The organism is Thalassoroseus pseudoceratinae (assembly GCF_011634775.1).
Classification (GTDB): domain Bacteria; phylum Planctomycetota; class Planctomycetia; order Planctomycetales; family Planctomycetaceae; genus Thalassoroseus; species Thalassoroseus pseudoceratinae.
Genome location: NZ_JAALXT010000002.1, coordinates 858,275 through 877,085, shown reverse-complemented (window position 1 = coordinate 877,085; position 18,811 = coordinate 858,275). Strand labels below are relative to the sequence as shown.

Here is an 18,811-nt window from a genome sequence, read left to right as displayed (position 1 = left end):
CGACACCAATTTGGCGAGAAGGTTCGCAGATTGGGACTCGCCCGATGTTACTTGCTCTTGGGTTTCTCAAGTGTTGGTTCACCGCTGAGCCACCCCAGTGATTCCAGAAACCGATCGGATGCCATCACGGTTTCGTAATACCACCGATTGCCGTCACGGCCATGATTGAAGAAGCCGTGCGGTTGGTTTTTGTATATGTGAATCTCACAGCGATTGCCGGCTTTCTCCATCTCGTCTTGAAACTTCTCGACCGTCTTGACGGGAATCAGCTTGTCGGCTGAACCGAGAAACACAATTGCCGGGGGATCGTCGGCCGTGATGTTGTGCATTGGAGAAAATTCTTGGTAGCGTTGGCCAACGCGTTTCTGTCCCCACCCGTCTGGTCCGTTGTCGAAGACAGGATTAAACAACAACATCGCATTCGATTTCGACGAGACAACGGTTTTTGCCGACGTGTCTTGAGCATGGTCGACCATCCCAACGAATGCCGCCAAATGTCCGCCTGCCGATCCGCCCGCTGAGGCGATCCGTTGGGGATCAATGCCCAACTCGTCGGCTCGGTTTCGAACCCAAATCATTGCAGCACGAGCATCCTCGATGCAGATGGTCGGTGGATCATTCGACTTCCGATCAAGCAACCGATATTGAACCTGGATCGCCACCATTCCACGGGAAGCGAAGTACTTGGAATGTTCGGTAAACTGCCCCGGCGCTCCTCCCACCCAACCACCGCCGTGAAAGAATACCACCGCCGGTCGTTGATCACTCCGTTTCCAACCATCGGGCTTAGTCACATACAGCGACAATTCTCGGTCATCCACAACTCGATAGATATGCCGTTTGCCAACCGGCTTCGCTGCCATCGCGAAGTTCACGAAGAAGCACGAAGTTAGCAGGGGCATCAGAAGTTTGAGTGAGCGTCGTCGTTTCATGGTTGGTCTCTGTGTCGAGGGCATCGTTGAAGGTTCACGCCCATATCTTGCGATGACTCGACCACAGTTCGCAACCGTCACACTAATTCGGGAAGCGGGCGGGCATTGCCGTCAACCAGGTATTGTGGTCGACCATTGAGGTCGGTGAGGGTGGTTGTTTGGCTGTCGATTCCCAAGTTGTGATACAGGGTGGAATAAATCATGGGGAACGTGACCGGACGAGACACCGCCTCGCCCCCGAGTCGATCGGTCGCGCCGATTACCTGTCCGGTCTGCATGCCGCCACCGGCCATCAGTGCACTGTTGACGCGTGGCCAATGGTCGCGGCCGACTTGGGCACTGATCTTTGGAGTTCGCCCGAACTCGCCCCAAATGATGACCGTGCAATCTTCCGCCAAACCACGGTCATGGAGATCGGTCACCAACGAACTCACACACTGATCGAAAATCGGGAAATCTTCGGCTTCTCGTTTGAAGATAGAATTATTCTTCCCGCCGTGCCAATCCCATTTACTGTAGTTGAGTGTGACGATTCGCACGCCAGCCTCGATCAATCGGCGGGCAATCAGCATGCTTTGTGGCACTCGTGGGGCACCGTTGCTGTCGATGAATTTCGTCGGGTCTCCCGTGCCGTAGCGTTCCACGTTTTTGGGATCTTCTTTGGAAAGATCCAACGCATCCGCGAGCTTGGAAGATGTCAGCAGGCCCATCGCTTGTTCGGTGTAGGCATCGAGACCGTCCATCATTCCCGATGAGTCAGCGGTTCGGCGAAAGTTGTCGACGTTGGAAAGAAGAGCCCGACGGTCCGCAAGCCGATCGAGTGTGATCCCGTTGAGCACCATATCCTTTCGCGTGGGTCCGGTCGGGCGGAATGGATTGGCTGCCGGTCCGAGGAAACCGGGGCCGGGTTCGTTGTAAGGCCCGTGCGTACATGGGTAGCAGAGACTCACAAACGGTGGTGATGTTGTTTCGCCACCGCCCAGGACTTTCGCAGCGGCTGAACCAAATTGCGGCCAACCGCCGGATGGTTTGGCCTGCTTAGGATCGAAGCCGTTGAAAACTTGGATTGCGTCGTGACCGCTTTGCGATCCCACGATGGAACGAATCGGCACGAACTTGTCCATCATTCGGGCCATCTTCGGGAACGCTTCGCAGATTTCAATTCCCGGAACATTGGTTTCGATCGGTCGCCACGGGCCGGCAATCTCCTTCGGTGCTTCCGGTTTGAGATCGAACATATCCTGATGTGGCGGCCCACCGACTAGGTAAATCATGATGACCGACTTTGGTCGCGACGATCCGGTAACCGATTCCGCCCGTAGTAACTGCGGCAGTGTCAATGCACCGAGTCCCAAAGTGCCGATGCGAAGAAAGTTTCGCCGCGAAACGCCATCGCAGAATTGACCAACACGATCCGACGAGGTGGGAATAGAGAGCATGCGACATCCTGCCTAGCAATGATCTACGGACGAGCAGTTCGATACCTAGAAAATCATATCAACAAAACCTGATGGAAACTAGCGGCAACTAAGAATCATTGTCAAATGACGTTCGCAAGTCGCATCGTCTCACGTTACAGTGAACACTGATATCTTCTCGTCGAATCGTTCGATCATTCCATGATTGCCGCAATGATTTCCACTTCACGAATACACTGCTTGGGTTCTGTTTCCCTTCGAATCTTGGCTGTCAGTGCGTGTCTGTTTTCCTTATTGGAGGGCATGGCCGAAGCCGCGGACTGGCAGAGAACGGAATTGGCCCGCGAACAGTTTGTCATCTCAGGAACGGAAGCCCGTAGCAATCCCCTCAAGCAACGACTCGATGCTCCCGTCGATGCGAATGAAATCTTCGTGCGGTATCGGCTCCGCTATGATGGTCGAACTCTCGACACGCCACCGAACGACGAAGGCGAATTCTTCGTGCTTTGGTTGGACGACGTGGACGGCGGCAATGCGAATAACCACAGCGGCGGTGTCCCCAATATTGGGGTGCATGTTTCAGGATCGAAGAATCGATTCATGGTGCGATACGCATCCAACGTCGAACGCTACGCAGCGGAACTCCAGGGCGACCGCGAATTCCTTCTGGTGGCTCGATTGTGGAAATCGAATCCTGGGCCAAAACAACCATTCGATCAATTGGATTTGTGGGTCAATCCTGCCGCCCATGCCGAGAAGTCTCCTGATGCCTCCACACAATCTGCGCGTGCCATCCATCGGGTAAGTTGGATCGGCTTCTCCACCGGTCGGAAGACCGAGCCCGAAGATCGCATCGTGGTAGGAGATATCAAGCTAGCGAAGACATGGCACGAAATTCTCGATCTCCCTGCACCGATTGTGCTGCCACCGGCGATGGCGGAGTCGGCGATTCATCCGACCGTCTCCTTTCACAACGACATCATGCCACTCTTAGAAGCACGCTGTTTCGCATGCCACTCGGGAGACGAACCAGACTCGGGCGTGCGGTTGGATGTGTGGGACGAAGTCATCAACCAAACCACGCCGCGGAATGCCCATGCCAGCCGTTTGTTTGATGTCGTTAAGACTGGTGAGATGCCGCCGGATGAATCGTTGTCCGATGCAGAGCTGCACACCCTTCAAGCATGGATTGATGAAGGCGTGGCCTGGGATGAAGACGAACTTCCCACACCGACACCAAAATCGACCCATTGGGCATTCCAGCCGATTCAACGTCCGTCGGTTCCAACCGTTCAAAACACGAATTGGGTGAGAACACCGGTGGATGCGTTTATCGCACGGCGACACGAGCAACTCGGCATTCAGCCCGCACCGGAAGCATCACCAGAGATTCTCGCACGTCGGTTGACGCTCGATCTCACCGGTCTTCCACCGTCGTCATTTGCAACCACGATGACCGTCGACGATTTGCTCGCCCATCCCGCCTACGGAGAGCGGTGGGGACGGCATTGGTTGGATGTCGCACGTTGGGCGGAAAGCAACGGCCATCAGCACAACCGAGATCGGCCGCACGCGTGGCGATATCGTGATTGGGTCGTGAAGGCGTTCAATACCAATATGCCGTTCGATCGCTTCGTCCGCGAGCAACTCGCCGGGGACGAACTTGCCAACGAGGGCAACGACAAGATTGTCGCGACCGGCTTTCTTTCGGCTGCTCGTTACAGCGGAAACGAGTTGGACAAAGAGATTCAACGAAACGATATTCTCGTCGATATCACCAACACAACGGCCAAGGCGTTTCTCGGACTCACGATGGAATGCTGCCAATGTCATACGCACAAATTCGATCCGATCTCAATTCGAGATTACTACCGCTTCCAAGCATTCTTCGCGAAGGGTCAGCCTGGAAATGTCGTGTTGGTTGAGGATGAATCGACACGAACTCTCATCGACGAACGCTGGCAAATTTTCAACGCCGTTCACGATCGGCTGGTGAACGTCAAACGGAAACAGGGCCATCCGGAACCGATTTATATTCTGCCGAAGAACGTCGTAAAGGCGATGAAGCCGGCGGAAAAATCCCGGTTTCAGCAGTTGGAACAACAAATCGCGAAGTTTCCGCAAAGCTGGAGTTTCTATCCCTACGTCAGTGGGGCCACTCAATTGGCAGTTGCTCCGCACGAGATGCGTTGGCCGTTGCCGCACAAACCTGCGACTCCCGGATCGGTACGCACGCACATGCTGATTCGGGGTGATGTCAAATCGAAGGGTCCACGAGTTCAAGCGGGATGGCCCGCCGTCTTCGGACCAACGCCGGATGATGTCAGTGGTTCTCGACTGCGGTTGGCCGATTGGATGACCGATGCTGAACATCCACTAACTGCGCGAGTCTGGGCCAATCGGATTTGGCAATGGCATTTCGGTCGGGGGCTCGTTGAAACCAGCGGTGATTTCGGCACGCAAGGCACCGAACCATCGCATCCGGAATTGCTGGATTATTTGGCGAGTGAATTGATCGAAAGCGGCTGGGACACAAATCATCTTCACCGCTTGATCGTGAACTCGTCGACGTATCGGCAGTCATCAACTATCTCGGAGGCGAATGTCGCGATCGATCCGGAAAACCACGCGATCTGGCGATGGACACCGCGACGATTGGAGAGCGAAGCCATCCGCGATTCGATTCTTGCGGCCAGTGGTCTGCTCGATCGACAAGCCGGTGGGCCGAGTGTTCCCGCGTCATCCACTCGACGCAGCTTGTACCTCCGCCAAAAACGGAACAGTTTTCCAGCACAGCAAACCCTCTTCGACGGCGCCACAGCTCTTGTGAGTTGTACCCGACGGGAGACGTCAACAACACCGATTCAACCTTTGTGGCTTTTGAATAGTTCCTTCGCTCAAGAAGCCGCGTCAGCGTTGGCGAAGCGAGCCGGTTCCGTAGCGACCGCGTTTGAGATTTGCTTCGGACGGACTCCACAAACGACGGAACTGCAACCGCTGCAAGAACTCGCCGACGAATACGGTTTGAGCAGTGCATGTTTGGCGTTACTGAACTCCAGCGAATTCCTGTATATCCCATGACCCACCATCGAACCAATCGACGGCAATTTCTGACTTCATCCGGCTTGGGTGCGGGAGCAGTCGCGTTGAATTCGTTGCTCGCCAGCGAACCATCGACGCCGTCCGACGCAAAGCGTCCGTATCATCCGCCGACTGCGGATCGAGTCATTTTTCTATTCATGGCGGGTGGCCCGAGCCAAGTCGACACGTTCGATCCCAAGCCTGAACTCGACCGCCTCGCCGGCAAAGATGTGCCGGAATCGATCGCGGCAAACGTGCCCAAAATCAAACGGGCTGGACTGAAAAACCTGATGAAGTCGCCGTGGAGTTTCCATCAGCACGGTGAATCGGGACTCTCTGTTTCGACACTGTTCCCCCAAGTTGCGCAACATGCGGATGATCTTTGTGTAATCCGTTCAATGACGCATCGAAACCCGGTTCACGGTCCTGGCGAATGCGTCGCACTCACGGGATCGGCCAACGGCGAACGACCAAGTCTGGGAGCCTGGTCCGTGTACGGTCTCGGTCGGGCTACCGACAATCTGCCCGCATTCGTCACGATGAACCTTCACAGTGATGGCATGCAATACCCGCAGGCAGCAGGTTGGAAAACGGGATTTCTCCCCGCACGGTTTCAAGGAACCGTTGTTGATCCCAGTCGCGGAATTCAGCACGTGCAGATGCCAAACGGAACCACGCCAAATCAACGTCGCAAAGAGTTGGACGTCATCGAAAAATTGAATCGACAGTTCGCACGTTCAACGGGTGGGCACAGTGAACTGGAAGCCCGAATTCATAGTTACGAAATGGCGTTTCGGATGCAGTCAGCCACGCCGGAACTGTTCGACATTGGCGGTGAAACACGCGAGACGCACGAACTCTACGGGCTTGCGAACAAGAGTTCGGCTACCGTCGGACGTGGCTGCCTGCTCGCCCGTCGGATGATCGAACGCGGTGTGCGTTTCGTGCAAGTTCGCGTGGGCGGATGGGACGCCCACGGAAACATCCAGGGCAACCACGAACGGATGGCCGCACGCACAGACCAACCGGTCGCCGCATTGCTGGACGATCTGCGTCGCCGCGGTTTGTTGGATCGCACGCTGGTCGTTTGGGGTGGCGAATTCGGTCGCACGCCGACCATGGAAGGACGTGGAAAAGGACGCGATCACTCCCCCGCCGCGTACTGTTGTTGGCTCGCCGGAGGTGGTGTGCGTGGGGGGCAAACCATCGGGCAAACTGATGCCCTCGGCTATACCGTTTCCGAACGCCCCGTGACTCCGCAGGATTTTCACGCCACGATTCTCCACGCACTCGGACTTAACTCCGATCATCTTGTCTTCAACCATCACGGACTACGCGAAACCCCACTCGGCGTTGTCGGTGGTGGCCCCGTCTTGGAAGCATTTCTCTAAAAAAGGCTGATCGCTGAACGGAAGCCAATCGACGACCGCCTCCATCTACTAATTTTCTAGTTGACATCTACTAAAGAATTGGTAGATTGATTGAAGCTTCGATTGAAAGTCTTCATTGAGGTCCAGTAATGCCGCGTCACCGACAGTCAACGCCCACCGATGTCGAGTTGGAAATTCTGCACGTTCTCTGGGAACACCAACCGATGACCGTGCGGGAGGTCGTCGATGTGCTGAATCAAACGCGACCGCGGGCATACACATCGATCCTCAGCATGTTGAACGTCATGTTTGAGAAAGGGCTCGTTCAACGGGAACTGCAAGGGCGTGCTCACCTCTATCGCGCTCAGAAATCGAAGGAGCGCACGCTGGGAACGGTCGTCAAGGATTTGCTCGGGCGGGCATTCCAGGGTTCGACGACATCGTTGATCACACACGTTTTGGAACAGTCGAAACCGTCTGCCGAAGAACTTGAAGAGATTCGGCGAGCTATCGAAGACTGGCAGGAGGGTGAAGAATGATCGACCCCCTATCCACTCCCGTCGCCACCGCCTTCGCTCAAACTTTGATTCACTTTCTTTGGCAGGGAATCCTGATCGCAGCCGGTTATTGGATCATCCAACGAGCACTCGGTGCTCGCTCAGCTCATCATCGGTATCTAGTCGCGTTGACGGCTCTTGGGGTGATGGCCGGTTGTCCGCTGCTGACGTTCTGCTTTGTGTACTCAACACCTGCTGCAAACCATGTGGACCGAGAATCAATCACGGCAACGAGTGGCGCGATTTCGGACAATTCCACACCGCTGCGACACAATGCCGACTCGACTCACCCCACGTTTAGTCATTCTGCCTCGATTGGCGAGAAACCGCATCCCGACGAAGACCGTTCGGCCGAGTTATCTTTGATGCTGATGTTTTGGTTAGCCGGCGTTGGGCTCTCCGGAACGCGACTGCTGGCGAGTTATTTCAGTGTCGCATGGCTACGGTGGGGACGAACCGAAGTGGACTCGCAACTTGCAGTTCGTTCGCGGTATTTGGCGGAACGCGTGGGGCTACATACCGCTCGAGTGTTCACAACGGATCGCATTCGTGAGGCGGCAGTCGTCGGGTTTTGGCGACCAGTGGTGCTGCTTCCGACCTCATGGGTCGCTGGCCTCCCCGCTGATATTCTAGAAGCGGTTATTGCCCACGAGTTGGCTCACATTCGACGACATGACGTCTGGATCAACCTGGTTCAGCGAATCGTCGAAACTCTGCTCTTTTATCACCCCGCCATGTGGTGGTTGTCGAATTGCGTGCGACTGGAGCGGGAAATGTGTTGTGATGAATTGGCCATTCAAGCCACCGGCGAACGCAAACTCTACGCGATCGCGTTGGAACGCATTGGACGACTTCAGCTGGATGGTAGTTACCGTCTGGCACCTTCTTTTCGAGGAGAGCGAAAGATGAACTTGTTGCGTCGTGTCAAGCATGTGTTGCAGATCGGTCAACCGGATCGGGAACCGACTTGGCTGATTGGTGTCCTTGCCGTCGTGGTTCCGGTGGCGTTTCTCTGTGCGTTGGGGGGAATTGGTGTCACCGAATTCCAAGCGGTTGCTCAGGACCGGGAAGGCGGACGATCGGCCGAAGCCGACGCCGGTCCACGTCGGTCGCCGGAAGCGGAAGCGGGCCCCCGGCGTTCCGCCGAACGTGACCGAAACGCGAGAGGCGATGAAGAAGACGAGAGTCGTGGCGAAGCTGACCGCCAACTCCGTGACTTCCGCCCACAAACTCCTCGGGAAGCCGCTCTGCTTCAGATGATCCAACAGCTACAACGCGAGATGGCTCAATTGCGACGCGAAGTTCGTCGTCCGGAACCTGGCGAGCGACTAGATCCCGGCGAGCGACCAGTGCGTCGTGACAGCGATCGAGATGCCTTCTGGGATACGGAGACACACCGATTGCCTGCCGGGTGGGAGCGTTCGAAGGCGGGACGCGTTTTCCAAGCCTATGATAAAAACAGTGACGGTATGGTCGTGCTAGAGGAGTGGTTGTCGATGACCAACGGCAACATCAACGATGCTCGTCGAGCACTCCAAACCCGGCGATTCCGGGATGCCGAGCCAAGTGGCGACGGAAAGTTCATGCCCGCTGAGTTCATTTGGTGGTACAAAATCGGTCGCTATGCCGACGTAGAAGGCGGACAGCGAGACCGAGACGGTGATCGTCCTCGACGCGGAAGCCGTGACGATGATGCTCGTGAAGGTGATCGACGGGACGGGGACCGCCGTGATCGCGAAGATGAAAAAGCCACCGACCGCGTGCAACGCGACAGCGATGTTGAGAAACGCGGCCCTCGCGATGGTGACCGCGAAAAAGCCGGACCTCGCAATGGCGAGCGCGAAAAAGCTGGTCCTCGTGATCGAGACCGTGACTAGAGATACGTCGCCCGACGCCATTGGGCGTGCGTGGATCAGAACTCCTGTTCTTCCCAGATAGAATGGTACGCCTGCAGAAGTTCGAAATAGGATAACAATGACGCATAGAAATCGTGTCCGCCGAGTGTCGCGCTATCGCCGACAATCACGAGCTTTCGGCGGGCACGTGTCAATGCCACATTCATGCGGCGGGTGTCTGCGAGGAAGCCAATCTCCCCCTTCGGATTACACCGGACACAGGAAATAATCACCGCTTCTTTTTCGCGTCCCTGGAAGCCGTCGACCGTATCAATTTCCAACTCGTTTCGGTTGGATTGCTCACGCAGCCAGCGGACCTGTGCCGCATATGGAGTGATGATTGCAATATCCCGTGGTGGCAATCCCGCTGCGATCAGCTGCTCGGCTTTCCGCAAAACGAATGCTCCCTCGTTCGGGTTCCGCTTGCTAGCTCCGTGCGACTCCGCTTCCTCATGCCAATCGGCACCGGCGGTGTCGATGTAGGTCAACGGTGTTTCCGTCAGCGAAGACGCTTGGACATTCGGCAAGTCGTTCAGCGTATGTGCTGATACCGTTTCATCGGCGATCAGTGAATCCTGATAAAACTCCTGGGACGAAAACCCCATGATGTCGGTATGCATCCGATATTGGACTTTGAGCTGCCGGGTGATGCACTCCCCAAAATTGGCGTTGAGTCGCTCGAGCAAGCTGGTGGTCAATCCTTCGCGGGCGGCGACTGCGGAGATCACGGTGGGGGGCAATTGACAGTGATCCCCCGCGAGCACGATGCGATCAGACTTCAGAACCGGAATCCAACATGCGGGTTCAGTGCTTTGACAGGCTTCGTCGATCACAGCCAGATCAAACCGGCGATCGCCTAATAGCGATTCGTCGAATGTTAGAGTCGCACAGACGACGTCTACACGATCAAGCACCGTTTTCACCGTTTGTTGTTCCAACAGACGAGCATCCGATTTGAGCCGCCGCGCCTCGCGACGCATCTCAGGCTTGGCTCCCGGAGCGGGCTTGGCTCGTGTGTAGCGTCCGGCTTTTCGGAACAACGAATCCGCCTCTCGTAACATATCCCGTGCGACGCTCATAAGCTCGTGCTCGGCAACTTGCGCATCAAGCGTGTAGCGACGGAGTTGCTCATCCACCCGCGCGGGGTGCCCCAACCGGACAACATTGTTACCGGACGCAACCAACCGCTCCAGAAGATTGTCCACCGCCGTGTTACTTGGGGCACATGCCAGCACTTTCTGCCCGCGTTTCACCGCTTGCCGAATCAACTCGACCACAGTGGTTGTTTTTCCGGTTCCCGGTGGACCATGAATGATCGCAACATCTTCCGCCGTCAGAGCGAACCGGATCGCGTCTTGTTGGGTGGCATTCAGCGAGTCCGGCAGTGCCATGTCGATGTCGTCTGTGAACTTGGGGTCACGCTGGCCGAGCAACAATTCTCGGAGTTGCCCTGTTCGCCCTGTTGCCTTCTGAACGCGATTGAGTGCCTTCTCTTGCCGTTTCCGGGTGACTTCATCGGTGGAGAGATCGAGTCGGAACCGTTCCCCTTCCGGCCAATCCGAGACCGCCACCTCGATGGAATCCCGATTCTGAGACGTCACCACGCCACGCTGTGGTTTTTCGCTGGCATCGTCCGTAGAGAGAACCACAGGCGACCCCACTCGCAATCGTGTCCATGGCAGTCGGAGCGTGCGATTGCGTTTCACTAGAGTTAGCAAGGTCTGCCCACCAACACCAGATTCGTGTTGAGTCACCACCAGATCCAACAGAGCTTCCCCGGAACGCTCTGCGTCTTTGTTTGAACCACGCCGCCGCCGTTCGTCGAGTTGTTGGGCCTCGGCTTCGGACTCCAACTTCAGCCATCTCAACAGACGCTGAAAATGTTCCTGGCTGTCACTCACGATATTTTGCTTTCAATAGCCATGATGCGTCGATGCCCCGCCCGACGAGAAATTGATTCGAACAGCAGAATACGTTCACTCGTTTGCGTCTGCAAAGCCGTGCCCCCTAGAATCTGCCAAGTCCCAAACCGAAATTCTGTTTTAGCCGAAGTGTCAGCATTCGCCACACGACGAAAGAAACGATGAAACATATCACACCATCAATCGCGATCAGTTGCCTTATCATCGCGATGTCTGCGGTTGTTGCTGCAGATTCCCCGTCCCGACCAGCGACGCCGGTCACACCGGAACGAATTGATCCCTCCACCTATGCCGAGTGGGTCGACGGCAACGAACGTCAGTTGGATACGCAACGACGCGAATTGGCTCCGCAATGGGTGCTGTGGACGGACGACCCTCGCACGACGCCAGGACATAGCGGCGTGGTATTTGGAGACTCCAAGTCGCCGGGAAAACGGCATCTGCGAATTGGGTTTCGAGAAGCCATCCCAGTCGGTTCGGTTATTGTCCGTGGCGGCGGGACCTTGAGTGTTCTCAAAAGTGACGCAGAATATCCTGGCGATCTCAGCGACGAATCCCAATGGATTCCCGCAAAACGACTCGTGGACGCACAGCCCACGCAGAAGCCGATTCTTGAGACTCGCGTTGGGAAATCGATCCAGCAGGGCGTTGGCATTTGGACATTGCCCCCGGATATAAAGACGCGAGCGATTCGGTTCACCCATGTGGCTCAGCCAGCTGATGCGAACTACGCCGGTCGTGTTGGCGGCGTGCTGGTGCTCAAGGACCGACTCTTCGATCTCGCACCATTGGCAACACCGGCGGCAGCATCGAATCAAAAGCATGTGGCGAAGATCGTCAATGGTCTCAATGACCAGTGGAGTGAATGGGAGAACGTCGATCAGCGGGCTGCCGCGGAATCCGAACAGCCAGTCATTTCCGATTCGCACTCCGAATGGATTACACTCACTTGGCCACAGGCGGTGCAGATTGATCGACTAATCACGTTGTGGACCGGGTTCGGAGCGGCGGAGGTGTTAGCGTATGTCGGTCCGGAGTCACGTCATCCCCGTGAGGCGGAAGCGGACGACTGGCGATCGGTCGGCATCTACCGGGATTTGGAGAACGGATATCCCACCCAACTCTGGCCGAACGCGATGGTGTTTCCAAAAACCATCGAGACCCGTGCGATCCGGCTGCGGATGATCGAACCTTCGATCGCAAGACATCCCCACACCAAGAACCGACCCGCCGGCGGAAAACGTGTTTGGCTGGGCGAACTGCTGGCGTGCCGTGACTTGGACGAGGCTCCTCTGACCGCACTGTCGGAGTTTACGCCCGCGAAGTCGAACTCGCTTGCCCATGCACCGGTCCCGGTGCGGTTCCATCTGCCGGAAGACGGTTACGTCACCCTGGTGATTGAGGACGAGACCGGCAAACGTGTGCGAAACTTGGTGTCCGAGACCCCGTTTTCAGCAGGCGAGAATGTTGTCTGGTGGGACGCATCCGATGACTTGGGGCGTGATGTCGAGGCGGCCAAGCACGGTCTGTACAATATCCCCGCTCGCATGGTAGCACCGGGAAGTTATACGGTTCGAGGTCTGTGGCGGAAGAAAATTCGACCGTTCTATGAGTTTTCCGTCTACGGCACGGGCAGTCCGCCGTGGAGCACGCCCGATCACACGGGAGCGTGGTTGGCCAACCACTCACCGCCATCGGCCGCCGTGTTCGTGCCCGCCTCAAATTCTCCCACCGGAGAACCGGCCGTATTTCTGGGTTGCTATGTCACAGAAGGGCCGGACGGCTTTGCCTGGGTCGATCTCGATGGAACTAAACGAGGCGGATTGAAATGGATCGGTGGCAACTGGACTGCCGCTCCATATCTCGGTCGAGATACCGGTCCCGATGCCCCATCAGATGTTGCAGCTTATGTCGCCTCAACATGGGAAACGGCCAAGCGGTCCGGCATCACGGAACTCCGCGTGACGGCATTGAGACAATCTGGCAACAAGTTGACGCCGGAACCCGTGGTCGCCCATCGCCTGGGATCATCCCAACCTGAGCAAGATCGTTTTGAAGAACTTGGTGGCATCGCGGCCTGGAACGGCGTCATCGTTTGCAGCTTGCGACAGGAGCACCGGTTGCTGTGGATCGACGCCGAAGCTGGTAAGGTCATCGGAACAGCCAGCGTGCCGAACCCCCGTGGAGTCTTCTTTGACTCCCACGGACGATTGCTCGTCCTATCTGAAACGCAACTTCTGCGATACACCAAAGCGAGCACCCCGGCGGAATTGTCGTCACCGGAGACTTTGATCGTTGAAGGTCTCGACGATCCGTTCGGCCTCACTTTGGATGCCGAAGACAAGATCTACGTGAGTGACCAAGGGCAAAGTCATCAAGTCAAGATTTTCACTGCGAATGGAAAACCGATCCGTGTGATTGGTCACGCCGGTCCGCCCCAGGCAGGTGAATATGATGAATTACACATGAATCATCCGGCGGGTCTTGCCGTCGATTCTACAGGGCAGATTTGGGTCACCGAGCACGACTACCTTCCGAAGCGAGTCAGTGTGTGGTCACCGACAGGGAAACTCGTCAATGCATTCTACGGTCCCGGGAAATACGGCGGTGGCGGAGCACTCGATTCTGCTGATCCGTCCCTGTTTCATTATGCGGACGAATCGCGTGGCTCGCTGGAATTCCAACTCGACTGGCAAACGGGGTCGTCGAAACTGAGACGTGTGCTCTACCGTGCCCAAGCCGACTTTCCGATGCCCTTCCGCGCAGCCGCCCCAGAGAAATCATTGCGTCACAACGGCGAGCGGTACTTCACCAACTGCTTCAACACGAATCCTGTGACAGGGCACTCGACGGCGTTCCTCTTTCATGATCGCGATGGAACCGCTCAACCTGTCGCCGCCATGGGCCGAGCTAATGCGTGGGACCTCCTCAAGACGAAACCATTTCTCGATCGATGGCCCGATGGAGTCAATCCGCAATCCAAAGACGTGCACGGTCACGGCGGTCGGAATCAGGTATTTTTTGCCTGGAGCGACCTCAACGCAGATGCACAGGTGCAACCCAATGAAGTGTGGATGGAGCAGGCCGTCTGCGGTGGCGTCACTGTGATGGATGACCTTTCCTTTTGCGTTGCGCGTCTAAATGGACAAGCCGTTCAATTCAAAACCACGAAGGTCACCTCGGCGGGAATCCCCGTCTATGAACGCTCGAACAGAGTTGTGTTGGCGGACGATGTGCAGCGTCCCGGTTCGTCTGGCGGCGATCAAGTTTTGACGGATGACAGCAACGAAGCCGTAATCACATTGGGCGTGGAGCCGTTTCATCAGCATTCTCTGAGCGGAACCCGTGACGGCAAACCCATCTGGAGCTACCCCAATCCGTGGCCGGGTCTGCATGCGTCGCACGAAGCTCCTTCACCCAGCTTTGCGGGCCAAGTTATCGGTCCAACGCGACTGATGGGAGGCTTATTCGAGGTGCAAGGTTGCGAAGTCGGTCCGTTGTGGGCGGTGAATGCCAACATGGGCAACTTTTATCTATTCACTCGCGATGGGCTTTTTGTGGCAACCGTGTTCGAAGACGTTCGGCAAGGCAAACTCTGGAAAATGCCGGTCGCTGAACGTGGGATGTCCCTCGATGGCATCTCGCTGCACGACGAAAACTTTTGGCCGACAATTACCAGCACCCCCGACGGGCAGGTGTATGTCGTCGACGGTTCTTACAGCAGTCTCGTGCGTTTGGATGGTCTGGAAACGATTCGCCGCATCGACGCCTTCCCAATCGAAGTCAACGCTGAACAACTCACAGAAGCCCAGCGTTGGGTGCTCGACCGGGAAGCCGAACGACAGGCGACATTCGGCCGAAGCGTACTTCATGCCGTCATTCACCCGAACGGTGCCATCAAAACCGATGGCGCCCCGAAAGACTGGAGCAACGCGAACTGGGTGGATATCGACACTCGCGGCGTTCGAGCGAATTTCAATTCCAACTCCAAGCCATTCAATATTCGAGGTTCTTTGGCAATTGCCGGCGACAATTTGCATGCCGCCTGGCAGACATCGCAAAAGGATCTCATCCAAAACTCCGGCGAGATTCCGCATGCGTTGTTCAAGACGGGCGGCGGTCTGGACCTGATGCTAGCCACGAATCCCGCTGCCGATTCGAGCCGAAGATCTCCCGTTGCGGGTGATCTTCGGTTGCTCGTCAGTCAAGTCGATGGCAAACCGCGGGCGGTGCTCTATGAGCCCGTATCTCCGAAAGCAAACGGTGAGAAAATCCCGTTTAGTTCTCCTTGGCGAACCATCACATTCGACCGCGTCGAAGATGTCAGTGATCAAGTCCAATTGGCAACCGACGGACAAGGTTTTTACGAAGTTTCGATTCCCCTGAAAACCCTGCAACTGAAGGTAACCGATGGCCTGCGAATCAAAGGGGATCTCGGTATTCTTCGCGGAAATGGAACCGAGACAACCGCCCGCTCCTACTGGTCCAACAAAGCCACCGGCATCACCGCCGACGTGCCAAGCGAAGCTGCATTAACTCCACACTTGTGGGGAACGATCGAATGGCAAACACCATAGAGGCTCAACCATGAAATCCATACTTGCCGTCGTAACGGTTTCGCTCTTCCTCTCGATCACTGTGGTACAAGCGGAAGATCGGGAGTCGAACCAGGAATCGGAAAGAGCGATCATGCTCGCCGGAGACTGGCTGCCGGACGATCCGCATCAGATTGACTACAAGAAGCTCCCACGGGTTCCCGCACAGCACGCAATCATCAGTGATGTTCGTGATCAGGCAGGGACTCGTGTCCATCAACATGCGTACTTGGCTCACCATGATGACCGTTTCTGGGCCATGTGGAGCGATGGCCCTGGTCTCCCCAGAGGCGGTGCCACTCCCGAACAGCACCGAAACATCGTGCCCGGCCACGATCGACCAAATACTAGGAATTCGTTTGCAACAAGTGCGGACGGACTCCGATGGACCAAGCCCGCCGACCTAACCGGACCACCTCGGATCAAAAACTACGGTTGGATCGCACGCGGTTTTTGGAAGCGTAACGGCCAGTTGCTTGCTCTTTCCAGCCATTTCAATGCACCCGGCTATGACGGACTCGGGCTGAGTCTCGAAGCCTTTCGCTGGAATGGCAATCACTGGGTGCCTCACGGAACCGTCCTAGATGACTCCATGAACAACTTCCCCCCCAAGAAACTGCCGTCGGGGGAATGGATGATGACTCGTCGCGATCACCGAAGACAAGTCTCTGTGATGATCGGCGGAGTCAAGGCGTTCAATGATTGGCGGATCAATCCGCTCGCTGCATACGATGGCAACGGTCGCCCTGAAGAACCCTACTGGTATATCCTTCCCGACACCAAAACGATCGTCGGCCTCATTCGTGACAACGGGGGCTCGAAATTCCTTCTCCGCACATTCTCCCACGACAACGGCCAGACATGGAGCAAAATCCAACCAACCAATTTCCCAGACGCCACAAGTAAGTTTTTCGTGCATCGCACGAGCCGTGGCTATTATGTCATGGTGTCGAACTCTAATCCTCGCCGCCGTGACCCATTGACTCTCGCCATTAGCAAAGACGGACTCGTCTTCACGAAACTTTTTTGGCTAATCGGTGGACGTCATATCGACTACCCACACATCATCGAACACGATGAGCATCTTCTGATCGCCTTCTCCGGTGCCAAACAAACGATGGAGGTCATGAAGGTCTCGTTAGATGAGCTCGAAAAACTCGCGATGCCGAATTCCGTCGAACTCGCTCAGCACCTTCCCTCCGTCAAACGAACTCCGCAGCAACCACCACCAGCTTGGATCGATCTCGGAGACGACGGCAAGACTCTATACGCAACCATGGAACTCGTTGTGCCTGATGTCGGCACGCAGGCAACACTAGCAATGGCAACTTCAAGTGGAGAGGAACGTGTCGTTATCGGAATCAATAAGCAAGGCCATCTAACGTCGCAACTTTACAAAGAAGCGGTTGTCGGTCCAAAACTGAAACCGGGCAGCCATCATTCATTACTCGTTCGAATTCGCAGCCATCGCAACAAACCAGACGATTTGCACATTCAACTTGGATTACCCACGCAAATCCCGACTGAACCGAAAAACTGGAGCCTGTCCAATACACTTGGCAATAGCGATGCCAATCTATCAAAAATGGTCCGACAAGGAGATGCAATTGAGCCAACCGGGTTCAAGAAGATCCGTGTGGCGACGACATACAACGGGCTAGCAAATGCAAAACTCATCTCGACAGAACCGGCTAACACGCCATAACACACGAGTTCAAGGAAACTGATCATGTTCAAGCGTCTTCAGATACTCGCACTAATCCTCTTACTACCGACACCTCTGGTTGCATCGAACATAGTTCGCAACGTCAACCTGCGGGGTAACTTCGACAATTGCCGAATTCAGTTTGAGCGTGAAGAAACTGGCCATGTCGCATTCATTGGTGGCTCGATCACTGAGATGAACGGCTATCGCCCGATGGTCTGTGAGTTCCTCCAGAAACAGTTTCCGAAGACGAAATTCAACTTCACTGCCGCGGGAATCTCCTCAACGTGTTCAACAACTGGAGCATTCCGACTAGAGCGTGATGTGTTAAGTAAAGGCCCAGTTGATCTGTTTTTCATCGAGTTCGCAGTCAATGACGATCAAGATGCAGGTCATGCACGACGCGAATGTATTCGAGGACTGGAAGGAATTGTCCGCCAAGTCAGAGAACACAATCCCCAAGCCGATATCGTTATTACGTATTTCGTCAACCCAAGCATGTTAGAGACGCTGCAGGCCGGAAAAACGCCTCTGACCATTAGCAGCCACGAAGCCGTTGCCGAGCACTACAACATTACAACAGTCAATCTCGCGAAGGAGGTTGCCGAACAGATTTCAGCCGATGAACTGAGTTGGAAAGTCTATGGTGGCACACATCCAAAACCAGCAGGCAACCGGATCTGTGCGACGATGATCGCGGACCAACTGTCTCAATTGTGGGCCGAGGAACTCTCGCCCAAAACGACGAAGAAGAAACATTCGTCACCGAGCAAACCGCTTGACTCAAACCATTATGGCAATGGGCGGTTCGTCTCACCGGAGAAGGCAGAAATCGTCCGTGACTGGAAATGGGGAATTCCCGCCTGGGACGAACTTCCCGGCGGCAAGCGATCACGATTCACGAACATCAACATGCTTAGCGCAGATCGGCCAGGAGCCGAACTCAGCTTGGAATTCACAGGGAAAGCCGTGGGAGCATACATCGTCGCCGGGCCAGATGCTGGAATTGTGGAGGCGAGCATCGACAACCAACCATTCAAGTCATTCGACTTGTATCACCACTATAGCCGAGGGCTACACTACCCCAGAAGCGTCATCTTCGCTGCCGATTTAGAGCCCAAAGAGCACACCCTTCGACTCCGGATATCCGAGAAATCGAATGAAGAAAGTTCAGGGCACGCAATGCGAATCATCCAATTCGAGGTCAACTAGTCTCCAGGACTCAAAGTATTCACAGGAATAGCTCAAGGAAACACGATCGCCCACATGATCCACACTGCCGCGAATGGTTAGTCCAAATCGCTATAGGACTCCACAAGGGAACCATTCACTAGCA

The 18,811-nt window shown here is 55.6% G+C and carries 10 protein-coding genes; 7 read left to right on the top strand and 3 right to left on the bottom strand.

What is annotated here, in order from left to right; genetic code table 11:
- Nucleotides 1-47: 47 nt before the first annotated feature.
- Both G6R38_RS08970 and G6R38_RS08965 read right to left on the bottom strand, forming a co-directional pair.
- Entirely contained in the window at nucleotides 48-932 is an 885-nt protein-coding gene (locus G6R38_RS08970) for an alpha/beta hydrolase (RefSeq protein ID WP_240928124.1), read from the bottom strand.
- A 77-nt stretch (nucleotides 933-1,009) separates the two neighbouring features.
- The gene (locus G6R38_RS08965) at nucleotides 1,010-2,371 is read right to left on the bottom strand and encodes a DUF1501 domain-containing protein (protein WP_166823112.1); all 1,362 of its coding nucleotides are present in this window, start codon (nucleotides 2,369-2,371) and stop codon (nucleotides 1,010-1,012) included.
- 282 nt (nucleotides 2,372-2,653) lie between these two features.
- Between G6R38_RS08965 and G6R38_RS08960 the strand changes: the two genes are divergently transcribed.
- From G6R38_RS08960 to G6R38_RS08945, 4 genes are all read left to right on the top strand, one after another.
- Nucleotides 2,654-5,431, top strand: coding sequence for a PSD1 and planctomycete cytochrome C domain-containing protein (locus tag G6R38_RS08960; RefSeq protein WP_166823109.1), 2,778 nt, complete (start codon nucleotides 2,654-2,656; stop codon nucleotides 5,429-5,431).
- On the top strand, nucleotides 5,428-6,822 hold the full coding sequence (locus tag G6R38_RS08955) for a DUF1501 domain-containing protein (protein ID WP_166823106.1): 1,395 nt from the start codon (nucleotides 5,428-5,430) through the stop codon (nucleotides 6,820-6,822). The genes G6R38_RS08960 and G6R38_RS08955 overlap by 4 nt, the downstream gene beginning before the upstream one ends.
- Nucleotides 6,823-6,950: 128 nt before the next feature.
- Nucleotides 6,951-7,340 (top strand): BlaI/MecI/CopY family transcriptional regulator, encoded by a 390-nt coding sequence (locus tag G6R38_RS08950; RefSeq protein ID WP_166823103.1) that lies wholly within the window; start codon nucleotides 6,951-6,953, stop codon nucleotides 7,338-7,340.
- Nucleotides 7,337-9,235 carry a M56 family metallopeptidase gene (locus tag G6R38_RS08945; RefSeq protein WP_166823100.1) on the top strand — a complete coding sequence of 633 codons (1,899 nt, stop codon included), beginning with the start codon at nucleotides 7,337-7,339 and terminating at the stop codon, nucleotides 9,233-9,235. The genes G6R38_RS08950 and G6R38_RS08945 overlap by 4 nt, the downstream gene beginning before the upstream one ends.
- Before the next feature lie 35 nt (nucleotides 9,236-9,270).
- On the opposite strand, the gene G6R38_RS08940 is transcribed toward G6R38_RS08945, so the two are convergent.
- Nucleotides 9,271-11,154 carry an AAA domain-containing protein gene (locus tag G6R38_RS08940; protein WP_166823097.1) on the bottom strand — a complete coding sequence of 628 codons (1,884 nt, stop codon included), beginning with the start codon at nucleotides 11,152-11,154 and terminating at the stop codon, nucleotides 9,271-9,273.
- A gap of 182 nt (nucleotides 11,155-11,336) precedes the next feature.
- On the opposite strand from G6R38_RS08940, the gene G6R38_RS08935 reads away from it, so the two are divergent.
- The 3 genes from G6R38_RS08935 to G6R38_RS08925 are packed head-to-tail and all read left to right on the top strand — an operon-like array spanning nucleotide 11,337 to nucleotide 18,687.
- On the top strand, nucleotides 11,337-15,752 hold the full coding sequence (locus tag G6R38_RS08935; protein ID WP_166823094.1) for an NHL repeat-containing protein: 4,416 nt from the start codon (nucleotides 11,337-11,339) through the stop codon (nucleotides 15,750-15,752).
- A gap of 10 nt (nucleotides 15,753-15,762) precedes the next feature.
- The gene (locus tag G6R38_RS08930; RefSeq protein ID WP_166823091.1) at nucleotides 15,763-17,475 is read left to right on the top strand and encodes an exo-alpha-sialidase; all 1,713 of its coding nucleotides are present in this window, start codon (nucleotides 15,763-15,765) and stop codon (nucleotides 17,473-17,475) included.
- A gap of 24 nt (nucleotides 17,476-17,499) precedes the next feature.
- Nucleotides 17,500-18,687, top strand: coding sequence for an SGNH/GDSL hydrolase family protein (locus tag G6R38_RS08925; RefSeq protein ID WP_166823088.1), 1,188 nt, complete (start codon nucleotides 17,500-17,502; stop codon nucleotides 18,685-18,687).
- Nucleotides 18,688-18,811: the final 124 nt, after the last annotated feature.